A 19184-nucleotide genomic window follows, 5' to 3' on the forward strand; every position below is an offset into this window, starting at 1 on the left:
CCCCTCAGCTCTCGAGGACCGCGGCGGCAGCCGCGCGAGCCGCAGCCGGATCGGTGGTGGCGAGCGCGGCTGCCGCTGCGTTTTCGCAGGTTGCTCGCGTGACGCCGGCGAGCCGGGCACCGACCGCAGCGGCCGCCACCGGAGCACTCGACAACGAGGTCACCCCGAGTCCGACGAGCACACAGGCGAGGATCGGGTCCGCCGCCGCCTCGCCGCACACGCCCACCGGTTTCCCCTGATCCCGTCCGGCCCGCGCGACCGTCGCGATGAGGTGCAGGACGGCCGGCTGCCACGGATCGGTCAGGGATGCGAGGTCGGCCGACATCCGGTCGGCGGCCATCGTGTACTGCGTGAGGTCATTGGTGCCGATCGAGACGAAATCGACCTCGGACAGGATCGCCGGCGCGAGGATCGCGGCGGCGGGGACCTCGATCATGACCCCGGCGGTCAGTCCCCGTTCGCGCACCTGCGCGGCGAAGGCCGCCGCCTCGGCCGGTGAGGCGATCATCGGCGCCATGACCCAGGGGCTCGTCTCGGAGCCCTCGGCGGCGCGCGCGATGGCGTCGAGTTGGTGGGCGCGGATCTCGGGGTGCGCCAGGGCGATCCGGTCGCCGCGAACACCGAGAGCCGGATTGGCCTCCTCGGGCTGGTTCACGAAGCGCAGCGGCTTGTCCGAGCCGGCGTCGAGGGTGCGGATGACGACCTTGCGGCCGCCGAATGCGTCGAGGACCTCGCGGTAGATGTCCGCCTGCTCCTCCACCGTCGGTTCGTCGGCGCGTTCGAGGAAGGCCAGTTCGGTGCGGAACAGTCCGACACCCTCCACCGCATGGTCGGTGGCCGCGCGGGCCGACGACCCGTCGGCGACGTTGGCCAGGATCGCCACCTCGACACCGTCGGCGGTGCGTCCCGGACCCGACCAGCCCGCGACCAGAGCCGCCTGACGGGTGTGCTCGTCGACGCGGGCGCGCGCTGCGGCGTCATCGGGTTCCACGACGACCTCACCGGTTGTCCCGTCCACGAGTATCACCGTGCCCGAATCGATCTCGTCCAGGCCGGGGACCGCGACGATGCACGGGATGCCGAGCTGCCGGGCGATGATCGCGGTGTGGCTGGTGGGCCCGCCGAGGCGGGTGACGAGCGCGATGGTGGTGGCGGGATCGAGCCCCGCGGTGTCGGCGGGCGCCAGGTCGTCGGCGAGCAGGACCGACGGCACATCCGGCGTGGGCACTCCGGGCTCGGGCAGGCCCAACAGCTCGGCGAGGATGCGGTCGCGGACGTCGTTGAGATCGGTGACGCGCTCGGCCATGAGTCCACCGAGCTTGGTGAACACGGCGGCGAACTGTTCGGTGGCGGCGACCGCTGCCGACGGGGCCGAGGCCCCCTTGGCGATGAGTCCCGAGGCGGCACCGATCCACCCGCGATCCTCCGCGAGTCCGGCGGTGGCGGTGAGGACCTCGGCGGCGACACCGGTGTTCTGGGATGCACGCTCACGCAGACGCGCGGCGACCGCAGCCGCGGCGGCGGTGAACCGTTCGGCCTCCGCGGCGCGCTGGTCCTCGGCGATCTCGACGCCCGCGCTCAGCGCCTCCGCGGAGTGGTCGGGTCGGCGTCCCGGCCAGAGCGCGGGCCCGAGAGCCACACCACCGACGACCGGCGTCCCCGTCAGATTCTGCGTCATGTGACCACGGTTACAAATTCTTCTTGACTTGTCAACACAAACAGGCGTAAACACAGTTACTACAACACGCAAAGCAACATGTTCCCACATTGACGAAGTCAATCAGGGCCTTCGGACACGAGCCACGGGAACGATCAGAACGGAGCCGGTGTGTACGCCGAGGAGAGACAGCAGGCCATCGCCGAGGAAGTGCGCGTCGCAGGACGCGCCTCGGTCGCCGAGCTCGCCGCGAAGTTCGACGTGACGAGTGAGACGGTCCGCCGCGACCTCGCGGTCCTCGAACGCGCCGGGCACCTGCAGCGCGTCCATGGCGGCGCCGTCCGCCCCGAGGTCCTGCGAGTGATCGGTGAACTCGGCATCGACGAGCGTGAGACGGAGCAGACCGAGGAGAAGGCCGCGATCGGCCGTGCCGCTCTCCGCTTCCTCCCGCCCGACGGCGGGTCGGTCCTCTTCGACGCCGGTACCACCACCTTCCGGGCCGCCGAGGCCATGCCGCGCGACCGCGACCTCACGGTGGTCACCAACAGCCTCCCGATCGCCGGGCTGCTCGCGGGCCACCACGCCGACGGTCTCCACGCCCTCGGCGGTCGCGTCCGCGGGCTCACCCAGGCGACGGTCGGCGCCGAGACGGTCGCCGCCCTGGGACGCCTCCGCGTGACGACCGCGTTCATCGGCACCAACGGGCTGAGCGAGGCGCACGGACTGTCCACCCCCGACCCCGACGAGGCGGCCGTGAAGTCGGCGATGGTCGCCGCGGCCCGACGCGTCGTCGTCCTCGCCGACAGTTCGAAGATGGAGCGCGAGGAGCTGTCCGGTTTCGCCGGCATCGACGACATCGATGTCCTCATCACCGATTCCGGCATCGATCCGGAGTTCTCCGCCGCATTGTCGGCCCGCGGCGTCGAGGTCGTGATCGCGTGATCCTCACCGTCACCGCCAATCCGAGCGTCGACCGGACCCTCGAACTCGCCACCCCGCTGCGACGCGGCGAGGTCCAGCGGGCCGGCATCGTCCGCGCCGAACCGGGCGGCAAGGGCGTCAACGTCGCCCGCACCGTCGCCGCCGCCGGACTCCTGACCCGGGCCCTGCTGCCCGCTCGCGCCGGCGACCCCCTGCTCGCCGCGCTCGACGACCTCGGGCTCCCCTACGACGCCGTCCCCGTCGACGGCGAGGTCCGTTCCAACGTCACCATCGCCGAATCCGACGGCACCACCACCAAGATCAACGCGCCGGGCGTGACCCTGACGGCAGCTCAGCTCGAGTCGCTGTCCGCTCTGATACGGACCCACGCGAACGGTGCGGACTGGGTCACGCTGTGCGGATCGCTTCCGCCCGGCGTGCCGGAGGACTGGTACCGGACAGTGGCCGACGCGTTGGTCACCGCCGGATGCCGGGTGGCCGTGGACACCTCGGGAGCACCGTTGCGCGCCGCCGCAGCCGGACGCGTCGACCTGATCAAACCCAACGAGGACGAATTGGCCGAGCTCACCGGCGCCGATGCCGCCGAGCTCCGTGATTCCCTGTCCCGCAACGATCTCCGGCCGGTCGTGACCGCGTCACAGGACCTCGTCGAGCAGATCGGCGGCAGCGTCCTGGCAACGCTGGGAGCACGGGGTGCCGTCCTCGCCACCGCCGCGGGCACCTGGTGTGCGACCCCACCACCGATCGTCCCGCGCAGCACGGTCGGTGCGGGTGACTCGTCCCTGGCCGGCTTCCTCATCGCCCGGACACGCGGTGCTTCCGCTCCGGAATGCCTGCGGTCCGCTGTTGCCTACGGTTCGGCAGCCGCCGCGCTGGCCGGCACCGCCGCCCCCACCCCCGCCCACCTCGACCTGTCCGGGGTCACGGTCACGGAACTCTCCGGGGCCGGCCGATGAGATGACCCCGATCCCACGCCCCCAGCAGAACCCGCACCACACCAACCCTCCATTGCCGAAGGACATCTCATGACCGAGCAGATCATCACCGCGCAGACGGTGAGTCTCGACGTCGACGCCGGCGCCGACCCCGCCGCCGTCATCACCACCCTCGCCGATGCTCTGGCCGCTGCCGGACGGACCACCGATCCCGCCGACCTGGCCCGCGCCGCACTCGAACGGGAGGCCAAGTCCGCCACCGGACTTCCCGGTGGCATCGCGATCCCGCACGCACGCACCGCGTCGGTGACGTCGGCGAGCCTCGCCATGGCTCGCCTGTCCCGCAAGGTCGACTTCGGCGCACCCGACGGCCCGGCCGATCTCGTCTTCCTCATCGCCGCCCCCGAGGGCGGTGCGGCCGCGCACATGAAACTGCTGAGTTCACTGGCGCGCTCGCTCGTCCGCCCCGACTTCGTCGCAGCCCTCCGCGAGGCCGAGACCGACGACCGCGTCATCGAACTGGTCACCGACGCCGTCGACCCCGACGCCAAGAAGAAGGCCACTCCCCCGGCGACTGCCGAGACCACGGCCGACGCCGCGACGCCCGCAGAGAAGCCCACCGAGAACCGGCCGCGCATCCTCGCGATCACCGCCTGCCCCACCGGGATCGCGCACACCTACATGGCCGCGGACGCACTGAAGTACGCCGCCGAACGCGCCGGCGTCGACTTCGCGGTGGAGACCCAGGGCTCCTCGGCCACCACCCCGTTCGATCCCGAGGTGATCGCGTCCGCCGACGCCGTCATCTTCGCGACCGACATCGGGGTCAAGGGCAAGGGCCGCTTCCACGGCAAGCCGGTGATCGCCTCGGGCGTCAAACGCGCCATCAACGAGCCCGACACGATGATCGCCGAAGCCGTTGCCGCCGGACAGAATCCGGATGCGGCGCGGGTGACCGACGACGGTGGCACCGACACCGCCGCGGCCGGGTCCTCGTCGGGTGTCGGACTGGCCGCGCGCACCCGCCAGGCACTCATGACCGGCGTCAGCTACATGATCCCGTTCGTCGCCGCAGGCGGTCTGCTCATCGCCCTGGGCTTCCTGCTGGCGGGCTACGAGATCGCCAACAGCACCCTGGACGCCGGTGGTTCCCTCGACGACGCCGCCTTCATCGCCCTCAACAACAGCCTCTGGGATCTCCCCTCCGGGGGTCTCCTCCAGTACCTCGGTGCGGTGAGTTTCGCGATCGGGTCGGGGGTGATGGGACTCGCCGTCCCCGTCCTCGCCGGGTACATCGCCTTCGCCATCGCCGACCGTCCCGGCATCGCACCCGGTTTCGTCGCGGGCATCGTGTCGCTCGCCGTCGGAGCCAGCTTCATCGGCGCGCTCATCGGCGGCCTGATCGCCGGCGCGGCGTGCCTGTGGATCTCGCGACTCCCGGTTCCGCAGTGGGCCCGCGGACTGATGCCGGTGGTGGTCATCCCGTTGTTCGGCAGCCTGATCGTCGGCGGCCTGCTCTACCTGGTCCTCGGCAAGCCGCTCGCCTGGCTGACCGAGCAGATGAACTCCGGACTCGAGAGCATGTCCGGCGGATCGGCCGTCGTCCTGGGCATCGTGCTCGGCCTGATGATGTGCTTCGACCTCGGCGGCCCGGTCAACAAGACCGCCTACCTGTTCGCCACCGCCGGCATCGCCGACGCCGCAACCGCAGGTCCCGCACAGTTCCAGATCATGGCCGCGGTCATGTGCGCCGGCATGGTCCCGCCGCTCGCGCTGGCGCTCGCGACGGTGCTGCGGCCCGGCCTGTTCACCGAACCCGAACGCGAGAACGGCAAGGCCGCATGGCTTCTCGGTGCGTCGTTCATCTCCGAGGGCGCCATCCCGTTCGCGGCGGCCGACCCGTTCCGCGTCATCCCGTCGATGATGGCCGGCGGCGCCCTGTCCGGCGCGCTGATCATGACATTCGGTGTCGAGCTCCGCGCCCCGCACGGCGGCATCTTCGTCTTCTTCGCCATGAACAACTGGGTGCTGTTCCTCGTCGCCCTGCTCGCCGGCACCGTCCTGAGCGCGGTCGTGGTGATCGCGGCGAAGCAGTTCGGCAGGACCCGCGAGATCGCCGCGGCCGATCTCGAGGCCGTGGCAGCCTGAAGTCCGGCCCCCGCCGAACACCCACACACCGACGAACAAACATCAGACAAGCAATCAGCAACACAGGAGGCACCATGCCCAGCACCACCGCCACCGTCGGATCGGCCGTCGGCCTGCACGCCCGCCCGGCCACGATAATCGCCGAGGCCGTCGCCGACACCGGCAGCACCGTGACCCTCGGACTCGAGGGCGGCGACACGGTCGACGCCGGTTCTGCACTGATGATCATGACGCTCGGCGCCGAGAAGGGCACCAGGGTCGTGGTCACCGCCGACGACCAGGCGGCCCTCGACAAGATCGTCACCCTCGTCGAGACCGACCTCGACGCCGACTGATTCAGAAGCCGGCTGCTCCGGACGCCGACTGACAGCTAGACCGTGAGGTCCGCGATCTCGCCCGCGAAAGCGGCCGGGACGCGGACCTTCATCGTCGTACCCGACTCGGTGTGCTCGGAGGTGAGGACCTCACCCTCGCTGTGGATCCGGGAGACGATGTCGCCGCGGGAGAACGGGACCTCGAGGGTGAGCTCGACATCCTCGCGGCCGACGAACTCTCGGACACGGTCGAACAGCTCGGGCAGTCCCTCGCCGGTGCGCGCCGAGACGAACACCGCGTCGGCACCGACCGCGCCGCGCAGCTCGGTGAGCCGGTTGCCGTCGATCGCGTCGATCTTGTTGATCACCAGCAGTTCCGGCGGTGCCTCCGCCTTCTCCTCGGCGACGATCTCGCTGATGACCTGGCGCACCGCCGAGATCTGTTCCATCGGGAACGGATCCGATCCGTCGACCACGTGCAGGAGCAGATCGGCGTCGACGACCTCTTCCAGCGTCGACCGGAACGCCTCGACGAGCTGCGTGGGCAGGTGGCGCACGAAACCGACGGTGTCGGTGAAGACCACGGCCCGCCCGTCGTCGAGCGTGGCCCGTCGTGTCGTCGGGTCGAGGGTCGCGAACAACGCGTCCTGCACCAGGACACCCGCGCCGGTCATGGCGTTGACCAGACTCGACTTGCCGGCGTTGGTGTAGCCGGCGACGGTGATCGACGGGATCGCCGAACGGTTGCGGGCGGCACGCTTGGTGGTGCGTGCCTTCTTCATGTCGCGGATCTCGCGGCGCAGCTTGGCCATCCGCTCACGGATGCGCCGGCGGTCGGTCTCGATCTTGGTCTCACCGGGACCACGCAGACCCACACCGCCGTTGCTGCCCGCGCGGCCACCGGCCTGCCGGGACATCGACTCACCCCAGCCGCGCAGACGCGGGAGCATGTACTCCATCTGCGCCAGCGAGACCTGCGCCTTGCCCTCACGGGACGTGGCGTGCTGGGCGAAGATGTCGAGGATCAGGGCGGTCCGGTCGATCACCTTGACCTTGACGACCTTCTCCAGCGCGGTCAGCTGGGCGGGCGTGAGCTCACCGTCGCAGATGACGGTGTCGGCCCCGGTCGCCAGGACGATCTCGCGGAGTTCCTCGGCCTTGCCGCTACCGATGTAGGTGGCCGAGTCCGGTTTGGAACGGCGCTGGATCAGCGCGTCGAGGACCTGCGAACCAGCGGTCTCCGCGAGCGCGGCGAGCTCGGCCATGTTGGCCTCGGCCGACGCGGCGCTGCCCTCGGTCCAGACACCGACGAGAACCACCTTCTCGAGGCGGAGCTGCCGGTACTCGACCTCGGTGACGTCGGTGAGTTCGGTAGAGAGTCCGGCGACGCGCTGCAGTGACGCACGCTCGGAGAGTTGGAGTTCGCCGACGGTCGGATCGTCGTCACGGTGGAGGTCACCGGGGCGATCGTCGAGGTCCGCGTCGGACAGGATCTGTGCTGATGATTCGGTCATACGGGATCCATGGTCTCACGCCACGGCCGTGCTGAGCACGTGATTATCGGCTCAGCGGTCCCAGCCGGGTCGCAGGACGCCGTCGGCGACCAGCATCGACGGGCCGCGCAGCGTCGAGCCGTCGGTCCGGATGGTCACCGTGACCTCCCCGCCCGGGATGCCGATGCGCAGCTCACCGGTGTCCTGTCCGCGCGCGTCGAGAGCGGCGCGCGTAGCTGCGACCAGGCCTGTTCCGCAGCTCCGGGTCTCTCCGACGCCGCGTTCGAAGACCCGCATCCGCGCGTACAGACGCCCGTCGACGTCCTCGACCGGCGGGGTCAGCAGTTCGACGTTGGCCCCGTTCGGGAAGTCGTCGGCCTCGATGACCACGCCGGCGGTGAAGTCGACGGCCGCGAGGGCGTCGGCGGTGAGGTCGGCCACCACGCACGCCAGGTGCGGGTTCCCGACGTCGACCTTGGCGCCCGGGTAGATGTCGTCGCCGATGCGCACGACGGAGGTGCCGTCGAGGCGGGCGATGCCCATCTCGACGGTGACCTCGGCGTGCACGTCGTCGAAGGAGTGGATGATCACCGGCCGGGCCCCGGCGCGCGAGCCCACCGGGAAGGTGTCGGTGTCGGCGAGTCCGGTCGCGCGGACGAAGTGCGCGAAGACCCGGACGCCGTTGCCGCACATCTCGGCGATCGAACCGTCGCCGTTCCGATAGTCCATGAACCAGTCGTCGGCGCCGACACCGTCGGGCAGGGCGTCGAGCACACCGCGCTCGACGAGCGCACCCGTGCGCGCCACGCGCAACAGACCGTCGGCCCCGATGCCCCGCTGCCGGTCGCACAGGGCCGCGACCATCTCGGCGTCGAGCGACAGCTCGGCGGCCGGGTCGGCGAGCACGACGAAATCGTTCTGGGTGCCGTGACCCTTGACGAAACGCAGACCGGTCTGATGAGAACTCACGCGCACCAGACTACTTCTCACGCCGAGCGTTCTCCGTGGACCTCAGACGGCGGCGGCCTCGAGGGCCCGATCGACGAGATCCGGGGCCGCGGCGTCGAGCCAGACGGCGCGGTGATCGCGTCGGAACCACGACCGCTGCCTGCGCACGTACCGGCGGGTGCCGATGAAGGTGAGTTCCTCGGCCTGGGCCATGTCGTACTCGCCGTCGAGGGCGGCGAGCACCTGCTTGTAACCGATCGCCTGCGAGGCCGTGCGGCCCTCCCGCAGCCCGGCCGCGCACAGGCCCTCGACCTCGTCGACCAGCCCGGTGGAGAACATCAGCCGGGTGCGACGCGCGATCCGGTCGTCGAGCTCGGCGGTCTCCCGGTCGAGCGCGAGGATCACGGTTCCCCACCGGGGTTCGCCGATCGCCGGTTGCGACGCCGCGAACGGCTGCCCGGTGAGTTCGACGACCTCCAGCGCGCGGACGATCCGCCGGCCGTCGGTGTCGAGAATCGTTGCGGCAGCGGCGGGGTCGACCGCCGCGAGCAGCCGGTGCATCTCGGCGACGCCGCGTTCGGCGAGCATCTCCTCATACCGGCCGCGGACCTCGGGATCGGTTGCCGGGAACTGCCAGTTGTCGAGCAGCCCCTGGATGTACATCATCGAGCCGCCGACGATCACCGGTACACGGCCTGCGTCGAGGAGTCGCTCCACGTCGGCGGTCGCGGCCTGCTGGTATCGGGCGACGGTGGCCACCTCGGTCACGTCGAGGACGTCGATCTGGTGGTGCGGGATGCCCCGGCGTTCGTCGAGCGGCACCTTGGCGGTCCCGATATCCATGCCGCGGTACTGCTGCATCGCGTCGATGTTGACGATCTCCCCGCCCAGACGCCCGGCGAGGTCGAGGGCGAGGTCGGATTTACCGCATGCGGTCGGGCCGACGACCATGATCGTCCGCGGTGCCGGCTGGTCGCTCATGACCGGTCACCGGAAACCGCCCACGTGGCGACGACGTAACCGACCCCGAACGGGGCGTCGGCGTAGCTCGTCTTCGCCACGACGCCGGAACCGCAGCTCTCCACCGCGGCGGCGGCGACCTGCCACGCGACCCGGCCGCCGACCCCCTCGGTGTCGCAGGGAGCCGCTTCGAGATCCAAGAGAGCGCCGATGTCGGCGGCACCGAGCGCCGCGACGATCGAGTCATTGAGGGCGACCGCAGAATCCCGTCGGCCACCGCCCGGCGCCTTGGGGGTCAACGCGGTCGAGCCGTCGCCGACGACCAGGAGGCCGATCCGATCCGCGGACTGCCCCAGTCGTGCGCCGAGATCCGCACCGATGTCCGCGCACTCGGCGGGTGAGGTCTCCCGACCGACGATCCACGTGCTCGTCGGCCCCAGCGACGCCCACTCCCGCAGCCAGGCGCCGATCAGGGCGGACAGGCTCATCCGGGGGCCGGTCCGATCGCTCACGCTCACCCGGACATCGACCCCGAACCGGGCGAAGCTGCCGGACCCCGACTCCTCCACCCGGCCGGTCACCGGGTCGTCGGAGGCGCCGAGGACGACCCAGCGATCGATCCCGGTCGACGCCGCGCCGGCGAGGGCATCCCGCACCGCCGATCGCACGGGTTCGGTGTCGAACGCCGACGGACCGGCCAATTCGGGTACCAGCAACGGGGCACTCGGTACGAAGACGACGGCCGCAAGCACACCACGACGCTAGTCGAACCAGACATCGCGACCGACGCCCGAACCCCGACACGGATTCCGGTAAGTCGCCGCGCACACCACATGCATGCGCCTGAACTGCTTGAATGGATCCGTACTGTCGGCTGTCGCCGGGGCGTTACGATGCCCCGCGAGAACCGACCCAGCGACCGGCAGCCGTGACGCGCGGCACCACTGAGCGGCAGGACATGTGCAGATGACCCACCCGACCGACCCCTCCACGGCCACCGAGGCGCCGCAGACGAGCACTCCGGTCCCGACACCCGGCCCCAAACCCGGTCCGCGCCCCAAGCCCGGTCCACGACCGGGAACGCACGAACCCGTCATCACGCACATCAGTGCCGGCGACCCGCACCGATGGGGTCGCATCGACTCCTCGGGTGTGGTGTGGCTCAAGACCGCCGACGGCGAACGCGAGATCGGCCAATGGCAGGCCGGCACCGTCGAAGAGGGGCTCGCCCACTTCGCACGCCGCTTCGATGACCTCGCGACCGAGGTCGAGATCCTCGAGGAACGTCTCAGCGCGCGGTCCGGTGACCCGCGCAAGGCCCAGGCCGCCGCCAAGCACCTGCTCGACGACCTGCCGAACGCCCACGTCATCGGCGATGTCGCCGCTCTTCAGCGTCGTCTGGAAGCGATCGTCGGTTCCGCCGACGAGGTCGCCGAGTCGCTGCGCGCCGAGCGCGAGAAGACCCGCGCCACCGCCATCGCCCGCAAGGAGACCCTCGCCGCGGAGGCCGAGCAGATCGGTGCCGAGGCCACCAACTGGAAGGGCGCCGGCGACCGGCTTCGCGAGATCCTCGACGAGTGGAAGACCATCAAGGGCATCGATCGCAAGACCGATGACGCCCTGTGGAAGCGTTACGCCAAGGCCCGCGATGCCTTCAACCGCCGCCGGGGCGCCCATTTCGCCGAACTCGACCGCGAGCGCGCCGGGGCGAAGGAACGCAAGGAAGCGCTGATCGCCCGCGCCGAGGAATTGTCGTCGTCGACCGACTGGGGCCCCACCTCGGCCAAGTTCCGCGAGCTGCTGGGTGAGTGGAAGGCGGCCGGTCGCGCGCCCCGCGACACCGACGAGGCCCTCTGGCAGCGGTTCAAGGCCGCCCAGGACGTGTTCTTCAACGCCCGCAACGCCGCGACCTCCGAACGCGACGCCGAGTTCGCGGCCAACGCCACCGCCAAGATCGCGCTGCTCGAGGCCGCCGAGAAGGCCATCGACCCGGCTGCCGATCTCGAGGCGGCGCGTCGTGAATTCCGGTCGTTCCGCGACAAGTGGGACGAGATCGGCAAGGTCCCGCGCGATCAGATGCACTCCCTGGAAGGACGCGCGCGGGCCATCGAGAAGCGCATCCGCGATGCCGAGGACGCCCAGTGGCAGCGCACCGACCCGGAGGCCCAGGCGCGTGCCGCGCAGTTCGCCGACCGTGCCGCGCAGTTCGAGGAGCAGGCCCGCAAGGCCGCCGAGAAGGGCAAGGACCGCGAGGCGGCGTCGCTGCGTGAACAGGCCGCGCAGTGGCGTGAATGGGCCGAGGCCGCGCACAGCGCCGTCACCGACCGCTGAGCGAACCCGCCACCACCGACCACCCGAGGACCCCGGGCCGCCGACTACTTCGGCTGTTCGGGGTCCTTGTGGTAGAGCGCCGAGGCGTAGGCCTCCTGCTCGGCGGCCTGTCGGCGACGCTCGGCCTCCATCGCCAGGTGGTAGGACGAGCGCGCCCACACCACGCGTGACCAGTGGAAGGTCAGGACGAAGACCGCGATCCAACCGAGGACCAGTCCGATGCCCACGCCCGACGGGGGCTGGACGCCACCGACGCCGGGGGTGTTGCGCGACCACCAGGCGAGCATCCCAGCCACGCATGCAATGGCACAGCCGCACAACGCGATCCACGCCAGAATCCAGCGGCGGGTCAGCAGTGCGAGCATCGAGACGACGATGCCGAAGATCGTGACCAGGTAGACGAAGATCTTCGAGACGATGGTGACCCGCTCGGCCGCGGCCTCCGGCGCGAAGGACAGCACCTCGAGGCCGGTCACCGAGCCGGTGTGCGGCAGGACCAGCGACACCATGGCCAGCAGGACGGCGATGGCCACGACGACCGCGCGTGCGCCGGGGTCGATCTCACCGGCGACCTTGCGCTCGGCCTTTCTCAGGTCCTGTTCGTACTCCTTGAACGCATCCTTCTCGGAAGCGCCGGGTGTGCGGTCCGGGTTCTCGGACATGTCATCGCCTCTTCTCACGAGTGGGTCTGGTGTGGCGCGCGCGCTAACCGCAGGAACCGCATCCGGCGTCGGCGGACGCGGGGACGGGGGCGGGGGCGCCGATGGTCGGGAGGCCGAGGCCCACGCCGACGGGGGCGGTGGTGGGTGTGCGGCTCTGCTCGTAGGCGTCGCCGGCACGCGTGCGACGGTGCGAGAGCACCCCGGCGTCGGCGATCAGGTGGTGCGGCGCGGCCGCCGTGACCACGGTGTGGACCACGTCGCCGGGGCGGATGCCGGCGGTGTCGCCGGGCGCGAAGTGCACCAGGCGTCCGTCACGCGCGCGACCGGTCATGCGCCGGGTCTCGGCGGACTTGCGCCCCTCGTCGGCGACGACGAGCAGCTCCACCTCGGTGCCGGTCAGGGATTCGTTCTCCGACAAGCAGATTCGTTCCTGCAGCGCGATGAGTCGCTGGTAGCGCTCGCCGACGACGTCGGCGGGCACCTGGTCGGGCATCGTCGCGGCCGGGGTACCGGGGCGCGGCGAGTACTGGAAGGTGAAGGCACTGGAGAACCGGGCACGTTCGACGACGTCGAGGGTCGCCTGAAAGTCCTCCTCGGTCTCCCCCGGGAACCCGACGATGATGTCGGTGGTGATCGCCGCATGCGGCATCGCAGCGCGGACCTTGTCGAGGATGCCGAGGAACCTGGTCTGGCGGTAGCTGCGTCGCATCGCCTTCAGGATGCGGTCGGAGCCGGACTGCAGCGGCATGTGCAGCTGCGGGCACACATTGGGGGTCTCGGCCATCGCCTCGATGACGTCGTCGGTGAACTCGGCGGGGTGCGGTGAGGTGAACCGGACCCGTTCGAGCCCTTCGATGTCGCCGCAGGCACGCAGCAGTTCGGCGAAGGCGCCGCGGTTGCGCGGCTGGTCGGGATCGGCGAAGGACATGCCGTAGGCGTTGACGTTCTGTCCGAGCAGCGTCACCTCCACGACGCCCTGGTCGACGAGTGCCTTGATCTCGGCCAACACGTCACCGGGACGGCGGTCGACCTCCTTGCCGCGCAGCGACGGCACGATGCAGAAGGTGCACGTGTTGTTGCAGCCCACCGACACCGACACCCAGCCGGAGTAGGCCGAGTCGCGCTTGGCGGGCAGTGTCGACGGGAAGCGCTCCAGGGAGTCGAGGATCTCGACCTGCGCCTCCTCGTTGTGGCGGGCACGGTCGAGCAGCGCCGGCAGCGAGCCGATGTTGTGGGTGCCGAACACGACGTCGACCCACGGCGCCTTGGAGATGACGGTGTCCTTGTCCTTCTGCGCGAGGCAGCCGCCGACGGCGATCTGCATGCCTGGGCGCTGTGACTTCACCGGTGCGAGGTGTGACAGGTTGCCGTAGAGCTTGTTGTCGGCGTTCTCGCGGATCGCGCAGGTGTTGAAGACGACCAGGTCGGCGTCGTCGTCCTCGCCGGCACGCACATATCCCGCGTCCTCGAGGAGGCCGGAGATGCGTTCGGAGTCGTGGACATTCATCTGGCAGCCGTAGGTTCGAACCTGGTAGCTGCGGGGTGACTGGGCTGATGCAGCCTCGTCAGGCCGATCCGACAACTCGATACTCACTCCTACCAGGGTACGGTGCCGACGCAAATCGCCGACTCGGCGTGACCGGTACCGCTGATCGGCACGAATTTGGTTAGGGTTCGAGAATGACCGTTTCGCCGAGCAAGTCCGCGGACCCCGGGTCCCAGCCGATGATCGCGATGCGCGGGGTGCAGAAGCACTTCGGTTCGCTGCACGTCCTCAAGGACATCGACTTCGAGGTTCCCGCCGGACAGGTGGTCGTGGTCCTCGGTCCGTCCGGATCGGGCAAGTCCACCCTCTGCCGGACCATCAACCGCCTCGAACCGATCGACGAGGGCGAAATCCGTGTCGAGGGTCAGCTCCTGCCCGCCGAGGGCAAGGACCTCGCACGCCTGCGCGCCGACGTCGGGATGGTGTTCCAGTCCTTCAATCTCTTCTCCCACAAGACGATCCTCGAGAACGTCACCCTCGCCCCCACGAAGGTACGCAAGAAGTCCAAGGCCGAGGCCAACAAGCGCGCGCTGGAACTCCTAGAGCGGGTCGGCATCGCCAGCCAGAAGGACAAGTACCCCGCCCAGTTGTCCGGCGGCCAGCAGCAGCGCGTCGCCATCGCCCGCTCCCTCGCCATGGACCCGAAGGTCATGCTCTTCGACGAGCCGACCTCCGCACTCGACCCCGAGATGGTCAACGAGGTCCTCGACGTCATGGTCTCCCTGGCCAAGGAGGGCATGACGATGCTCGTGGTCACCCACGAGATGGGCTTCGCCCGCAAGGCCGCCGACCGGGTGATCTTCATGGCCGACGGCGCGATCATCGAGGACGCCGAACCCGACACCTTCTTCACCGACCCCAAGACCGACCGAGCACGCGACTTCCTCGGCAAGATCCTGGGGCACTGAGATGCGGATGAGTCAGGAAACACACCACACGCGCCCACAGGCGTCCCGATGGCGCCGCGCCGGACTGGTCGTCGCCGTCGTCGCGCTGCTCGCCGGACTCCTGTCGGGCTGCGGCAGCACCGAACCCCGCAACCTGCTGAGCTCGATCCGTGAGGGATCGGTGATCCTCGGCGTCAAGTTCGACCAGCCCGGCCTCGGCCTGTACGAGCCGGACGGCAACGTCACCGGCTTCGACGCGTCGGTCGCCACCTACGTGGTCAACGCCATCGCCGACGACCTCGGCGTCGACCACCCGGAGATCACCTGGCGCGAGACGCCGTCGGCCCGCCGCGAGGCGATGATCGACAACGGCGAGGTCGACCTGATCGCCGCCACCTACTCGATCAACGCCAGCCGTTCCAAGAAGGTCTCGTTCGGCGGCCCCTACCTGCAGACCTATCAGGGCCTCATGGTTCGAGCCGACGACAACTCGATCTCCGAGCTGGCCGACCTCGACAACGGCAAAAAACTGTGTTCGGTCACCGGCTCGACGTCGGCGCAGAACGTGAAGGCACAGCTTCCGACGGTGCAGCTGCAGGAGTACGACTCCTACTCGGCCTGTGTCGAGGCGCTCCGCCGAGGCAAGGTCGACGCGCTGACGACCGACGAGGCGATCCTCGCCGGCTACTCCAACTTCTGGAAGGACGAGTTCAAGCTCGTCGAGATGACCTACCTCAAGGACGCCTGCGTCAAGGATGCGCTGAAGACGGCGGGCAGCCCGTTCTCCACCGAACGCTACGGCGTCGGCGTCGCCCTGAACGACACGGCCGCAGTCGATGCGATCAACAAGGCCCTCGACACCATGCTGACCCCGGTCGAAGGTGTCGAGTCGCCGTGGAACGCCGATCTCCGCGAGGCACTCGGCAACGAGTACGTCGACGAGATCATCGCCCGCGCGGACCGACCCGGTTCCAAGTTCCCCTATCTGCCGGACCCCGGTGACCTCGAGTTCCTCGACTCACCGTCCACGCCGTGCCCGCCCGGACTCGAGTGAGAGGAGTAATCGATGAATGACGCCTCTCTGTGGGAGAGCATGGGCCCCCAGCTGTGGCCCGCCTTCTGGGTGACCATCCAACTGACCTTCTTTTCGGCGATCGGCTCGCTGATCTGGGGCACGATCCTCGCCGCGATGCGGGTCTCCCCCGTCCCGGTGATGCGCGGCTTCGCGAGCGTCTACGTGAACGTCGTCCGCAACACGCCGTTGACGCTCGTCGTGCTGTTCTGCGCGATCGGCCTGTACCAGAACCTGGGGCTGACCTTCGCGCCGACGATCAAGTCCAACAACTTCTGGCTCGCGGTGCTCGCCTTCGTCCTCTACACGTCGACGTTCGTCTGTGAGACGCTCCGGTCCGGCTTCAACACGGTGCCCCTCGGGCAAGCCGAAGCGGCCCGGTCGTTGGGCATGCCGTTCACCCAGGTGTTCGGGATCATCGTGTTGCCCCAGGCAATCCGGTCGGTCATCGGTCCGATGGGCAGTGTGCTCATCGCGCTGACGAAGAACACCACGGTCGCCTCGGTCATCGGCGTCGCCGAGGCCGCGGCCCTGATGAAGACCGAGATCGAGACCTTCTCCGACCAGCTGTTCGTGATCTTCGGCGTGATCGCCGTGGGCTTCATGATCATCACCCTCACCGAGGGAGCCGTCTTCGGCTACCTCGCCAAGCGACTGGCGGTGAAACGATGAGTGCCGAATCGACTGTCCTGTACGACGCACCCGGCCCGCGCGCACGAACCCGGAACCGCCTGACGGCGATCCTGTTCATCGCGATCCTCGCCGCGGTCGCGATCTACGTGATCTCCGTACTCGCCGCGAACGAGCAGTTCACCGGCGAGAAGTGGAGCCCGTTCGTCACCTGGTCCACCTGGACCGGTTACATCCTGCCCGGCCTGTGGCGCACCCTCGCCGCGGCAGCCGCCTCGATCGTGCTGTCGCTCATCCTCGGCGCCGTCCTCGGCATCGGGCGGTTGTCGGACCACCTTTGGGTGCGTGCGGTGTCGGGCGTGTTCGTCGAGGTGTTCCGCGCGATCCCGGTGCTGATCCTGATGGTGTTCACCTGGTTCCTGTTCGCCATCTACGGCATCTTCCCGTCGTCGATGCTGGCGTTCGCCGCGGTGGTCACCGGCCTGACCCTCTACAACGGGTCGGTGATGGCCGAGATCCTGCGCTCGGGCATCAACTCGCTGCCGAAGGGCCAGACCGAGGCGTCGATGGCGCTGGGTCTGCGGAAGAGCCAGATGATGCGGATCGTGCTGCTCCCCCAGGCGATCACCGCGATGATGCCGGCACTGATCTCGCAGATGGTGGTGGCGTTGAAGGACAGCGCGCTGGGCTACATCATCGGCTACTCGGAGGTCGTACGCAGCGGCCTGCTGTCGGCCTCTCGCTACGGCAACTACATCCCGGCGCTGATCGTGGTGGCGATCATCATGATCCTCATCAACTTCGGACTGTCGAACCTGGCGACCTACGTCGAACGACGACTGCGTCAGGGAAGCCGGGCGACCGAACCCGCGAACCCGGAAAAGGCCGAGCAGGCCGCGTCGGAGAACCTGCTCTGATCCGATCGATCCCGTGACGGGGAGGCGTCAGGCGTCATCCAAGGCGCCGAGCGCCTCCCCCACCACGTCGAAGGCCAGCGACTGCGAATAGCCGCGCCGCACCAGGAACCCGACGAGCCGGCGCAGGGTCTTCTCTCGTTCGGTACGGTCTGCGAGCACGCGTTCCACGACCGACGGTGTCAGCTTCCGCTCGACGAGTCCGGCGGCGATCTCGCGTTCGTCGTCGGGGTCGATGTCGGCGAGCGTCTCGGCGATGATCGACTCGGCGATGCCCTTGGTGCGGAGTTCGTGGCGCAGCGCCACGCGTCCCTTACCGGAGTTCAGCGAACGGGAACGCACCCATTCCGCGGCGAAGTCGGTGTCGTCGAGCAGCTGGTGCTTGTCGAGCCGCGCCATCACCTCGTCGACGGTGTCGGTGTCGTATCCCTTGCGGGTCAACCGCTCCCGCATTTCGTGTCGTGAACGCGCACGGACCCCGAGCAGCCGCAGTGCGGAGTCCCATGCGCTGGGTCCCTTTTTCTGCGTCCGTTCGGGGTCCGTCCGTTCGGGGCTTGATGCCTCGTTCATATCGGATCAGGCGGGACCGATCAGAATTCGACCGGCGCCGGGGCGATGTCGTCGGCGTCGACGGTGGCGCCGATGCCGAGCTTCTCCTTGATCTTCTTCTCGATCTCGTCGCGGATGTCGACGTTCTCGAGCAGGAACTTGCGGGCGTTCTCCTTGCCCTGGCCGAGCTGATCCCCCTCGTAGGTGAACCACGAGCCGGATTTGCGGATGAAGCCCTCCGCGACACCCATGTCGATCAGCGAGCCCTCCTTGCTGATGCCCTGGCCGTAGAGGATGTCGAACTCGGCCTGCTTGAACGGCGGCGCGACCTTGTTCTTGACGACCTTCACGCGGGTACGGTTGCCGACCGCGTCGGTGCCGTCCTTGAGGGTCTCGATACGGCGGACGTCCAGACGGACCGACGAGTAGAACTTGAGAGCCTTTCCGCCCGTGGTGGTCTCGGGGGAACCGAACATCACGCCGATCTTCTCGCGCAGCTGGTTGATGAAGATCGCGGTGGTCTTCGACTGGTTCAGCGCGGAGGTCATCTTGCGCAACGCCTGACTCATCAGGCGGGCCTGCAGACCGACGTGGCTGTCGCCCATCTCGCCCTCGATCTCGGCCTTGGGCACGAGTGCGGCCACCGAGTCGATGACGAGGATGTCGAGTGCGCCGGAGCGGATCAGCATGTCGGCGATCTCGAGCGCCTGCTCACCGGTGTCGGGCTGCGACACGAGCAGGGCGTCGGTGTCGACACCGAGCTTGGCGGCGTAGTCGGGGTCGAGCGCGTGCTCGGCGTCGATGAACGCGGCGATACCACCCTGGGCCTGGGCGTTGGCCACGGCGTGCAACGCCACCGTGGTCTTACCCGAGGACTCCGGACCGTAGATCTCGACGACGCGGCCGCGGGGCAGACCACCGATACCGAGGGCGACGTCGAGTGCGATCGAACCGGTCGGGATGATCTCGATCGGCTGACGGGTCTCCTCGCCCAGGCGCATCACCGAGCCCTTGCCGAAGTTCTTGTCGATCTGCGCGAGAGCCAGATCGAGGGCCTTCTCACGGTCTTGAGGCGCAGGTGCCATGGGAGTTCTCCTCGGTTGTGAGCCGGATTTCCGGCGGGTGGTCGGTGCGGTCCGGGCGTTCATGTCTGAAAGGTATCGCGTGGGTCCGACAAGTCCTGCCGGCGCTCCCGG

18 protein-coding genes are annotated in these 19184 nt (G+C 69.1%); 9 read left to right on the forward strand and 9 right to left on the reverse strand.

The window, feature by feature from the left end; genetic code table 11:
• Positions 1-4 precede the first annotated feature (4 nt).
• Complete coding sequence (locus tag LQD00_RS22285) at positions 5-1678, reverse strand: putative PEP-binding protein (RefSeq protein ID WP_232719452.1); 1674 nt, start codon at positions 1676-1678, stop codon at positions 5-7.
• Between the two features lie 150 nt (positions 1679-1828).
• Here LQD00_RS22285 and LQD00_RS22290 point away from each other — a divergent pair, with 150 nt between their 5' ends.
• From LQD00_RS22290 to LQD00_RS22305, 4 genes are all read left to right on the forward strand, one after another.
• Positions 1829-2599 carry a DeoR/GlpR family DNA-binding transcription regulator gene (locus LQD00_RS22290; protein WP_232719453.1) on the forward strand — a complete coding sequence of 257 codons (771 nt, stop codon included), beginning with the start codon at positions 1829-1831 and terminating at the stop codon, positions 2597-2599.
• Positions 2596-3555, forward strand: a complete 960-nt coding sequence (gene pfkB / locus LQD00_RS22295; RefSeq protein ID WP_232719454.1) for a 1-phosphofructokinase — start codon at positions 2596-2598, stop codon at positions 3553-3555. Before LQD00_RS22290 ends, pfkB begins: the two co-directional genes overlap by 4 nt.
• Positions 3556-3624: 69 nt before the next feature.
• On the forward strand, positions 3625-5682 hold the full coding sequence (locus tag LQD00_RS22300; protein WP_232719455.1) for a PTS fructose transporter subunit IIABC: 2058 nt from the start codon (positions 3625-3627) through the stop codon (positions 5680-5682).
• 74 nt (positions 5683-5756) lie between these two features.
• A complete protein-coding gene (locus tag LQD00_RS22305; RefSeq protein WP_232719456.1) occupies positions 5757-6017 on the forward strand; it encodes an HPr family phosphocarrier protein in 261 nt (86 codons plus the stop codon).
• Positions 6018-6052: 35 nt separating this feature from the next.
• On the opposite strand, the gene hflX is transcribed toward LQD00_RS22305, so the two are convergent.
• Genes hflX through LQD00_RS22325 form a run of 4 tightly spaced genes read right to left on the reverse strand, consistent with a single transcriptional unit; the run spans position 6053 to position 10149 of the window.
• Complete coding sequence (hflX, locus tag LQD00_RS22310) at positions 6053-7510, reverse strand: GTPase HflX (protein WP_232719457.1); 1458 nt, start codon at positions 7508-7510, stop codon at positions 6053-6055.
• A gap of 51 nt (positions 7511-7561) precedes the next feature.
• The gene (gene dapF / locus LQD00_RS22315; RefSeq protein WP_232719509.1) at positions 7562-8464 is read right to left on the reverse strand and encodes a diaminopimelate epimerase; all 903 of its coding nucleotides are present in this window, start codon (positions 8462-8464) and stop codon (positions 7562-7564) included.
• Positions 8465-8500: 36 nt separating this feature from the next.
• Positions 8501-9418, reverse strand: a complete 918-nt coding sequence (gene miaA / locus LQD00_RS22320; RefSeq protein ID WP_232719458.1) for a tRNA (adenosine(37)-N6)-dimethylallyltransferase MiaA — start codon at positions 9416-9418, stop codon at positions 8501-8503.
• Positions 9415-10149, reverse strand: coding sequence for a class III extradiol ring-cleavage dioxygenase family protein (locus LQD00_RS22325; RefSeq protein WP_232719459.1), 735 nt, complete (start codon positions 10147-10149; stop codon positions 9415-9417). The genes miaA and LQD00_RS22325 overlap by 4 nt, the downstream gene beginning before the upstream one ends.
• 214 nt (positions 10150-10363) lie before the next feature.
• Here LQD00_RS22325 and LQD00_RS22330 point away from each other — a divergent pair, with 214 nt between their 5' ends.
• Entirely contained in the window at positions 10364-11728 is a 1365-nt protein-coding gene (locus LQD00_RS22330; RefSeq protein ID WP_232719460.1) for a DUF349 domain-containing protein, read from the forward strand.
• Between the two features lie 44 nt (positions 11729-11772).
• Here the strand turns inward: LQD00_RS22330 and LQD00_RS22335 are convergent, their stop codons facing one another.
• Together LQD00_RS22335 and miaB are read right to left on the reverse strand one after the other, a co-directional pair.
• The gene (locus LQD00_RS22335; RefSeq protein WP_232719461.1) at positions 11773-12390 is read right to left on the reverse strand and encodes an Rv2732c family membrane protein; all 618 of its coding nucleotides are present in this window, start codon (positions 12388-12390) and stop codon (positions 11773-11775) included.
• A 43-nt stretch (positions 12391-12433) separates the two neighbouring features.
• Positions 12434-13972: a tRNA (N6-isopentenyl adenosine(37)-C2)-methylthiotransferase MiaB gene (gene miaB, locus LQD00_RS22340; RefSeq protein ID WP_232719510.1), complete on the reverse strand. Its 1539-nt coding sequence runs from the start codon at positions 13970-13972 to the stop codon at positions 12434-12436.
• A 143-nt stretch (positions 13973-14115) separates the two neighbouring features.
• Between miaB and LQD00_RS22345 the strand changes: the two genes are divergently transcribed.
• Genes LQD00_RS22345 through LQD00_RS22360 form a run of 4 tightly spaced genes read left to right on the forward strand, consistent with a single transcriptional unit; the run spans position 14116 to position 17442 of the window.
• On the forward strand, positions 14116-14844 hold the full coding sequence (locus LQD00_RS22345) for an amino acid ABC transporter ATP-binding protein (RefSeq protein WP_174310884.1): 729 nt from the start codon (positions 14116-14118) through the stop codon (positions 14842-14844).
• A 1-nt stretch (position 14845) separates the two neighbouring features.
• Positions 14846-15877, forward strand: a complete 1032-nt coding sequence (locus LQD00_RS22350; RefSeq protein ID WP_232719462.1) for a glutamate ABC transporter substrate-binding protein — start codon at positions 14846-14848, stop codon at positions 15875-15877.
• Between the two features lie 12 nt (positions 15878-15889).
• On the forward strand, positions 15890-16567 hold the full coding sequence (locus tag LQD00_RS22355) for an amino acid ABC transporter permease (protein ID WP_232719463.1): 678 nt from the start codon (positions 15890-15892) through the stop codon (positions 16565-16567).
• Positions 16564-17442 carry an amino acid ABC transporter permease gene (locus LQD00_RS22360; protein WP_006866459.1) on the forward strand — a complete coding sequence of 293 codons (879 nt, stop codon included), beginning with the start codon at positions 16564-16566 and terminating at the stop codon, positions 17440-17442. Before LQD00_RS22355 ends, LQD00_RS22360 begins: the two co-directional genes overlap by 4 nt.
• Positions 17443-17469: 27 nt before the next feature.
• Here LQD00_RS22360 and LQD00_RS22365 read toward each other — a convergent pair whose 3' ends face one another.
• Both LQD00_RS22365 and recA read right to left on the reverse strand, forming a co-directional pair.
• Complete coding sequence (locus LQD00_RS22365) at positions 17470-18009, reverse strand: regulatory protein RecX (protein ID WP_232719464.1); 540 nt, start codon at positions 18007-18009, stop codon at positions 17470-17472.
• A gap of 20 nt (positions 18010-18029) precedes the next feature.
• Positions 18030-19073, reverse strand: coding sequence for a recombinase RecA (recA, locus tag LQD00_RS22370; RefSeq protein ID WP_006866461.1), 1044 nt, complete (start codon positions 19071-19073; stop codon positions 18030-18032).
• Between the last annotated feature and the right edge of the window lie 111 nt (positions 19074-19184).

Origin of the sequence: Gordonia metallireducens (genome assembly GCF_021245825.1) — a bacterium.
Lineage (GTDB): Bacteria > Actinomycetota > Actinomycetes > Mycobacteriales > Mycobacteriaceae > Gordonia > Gordonia namibiensis.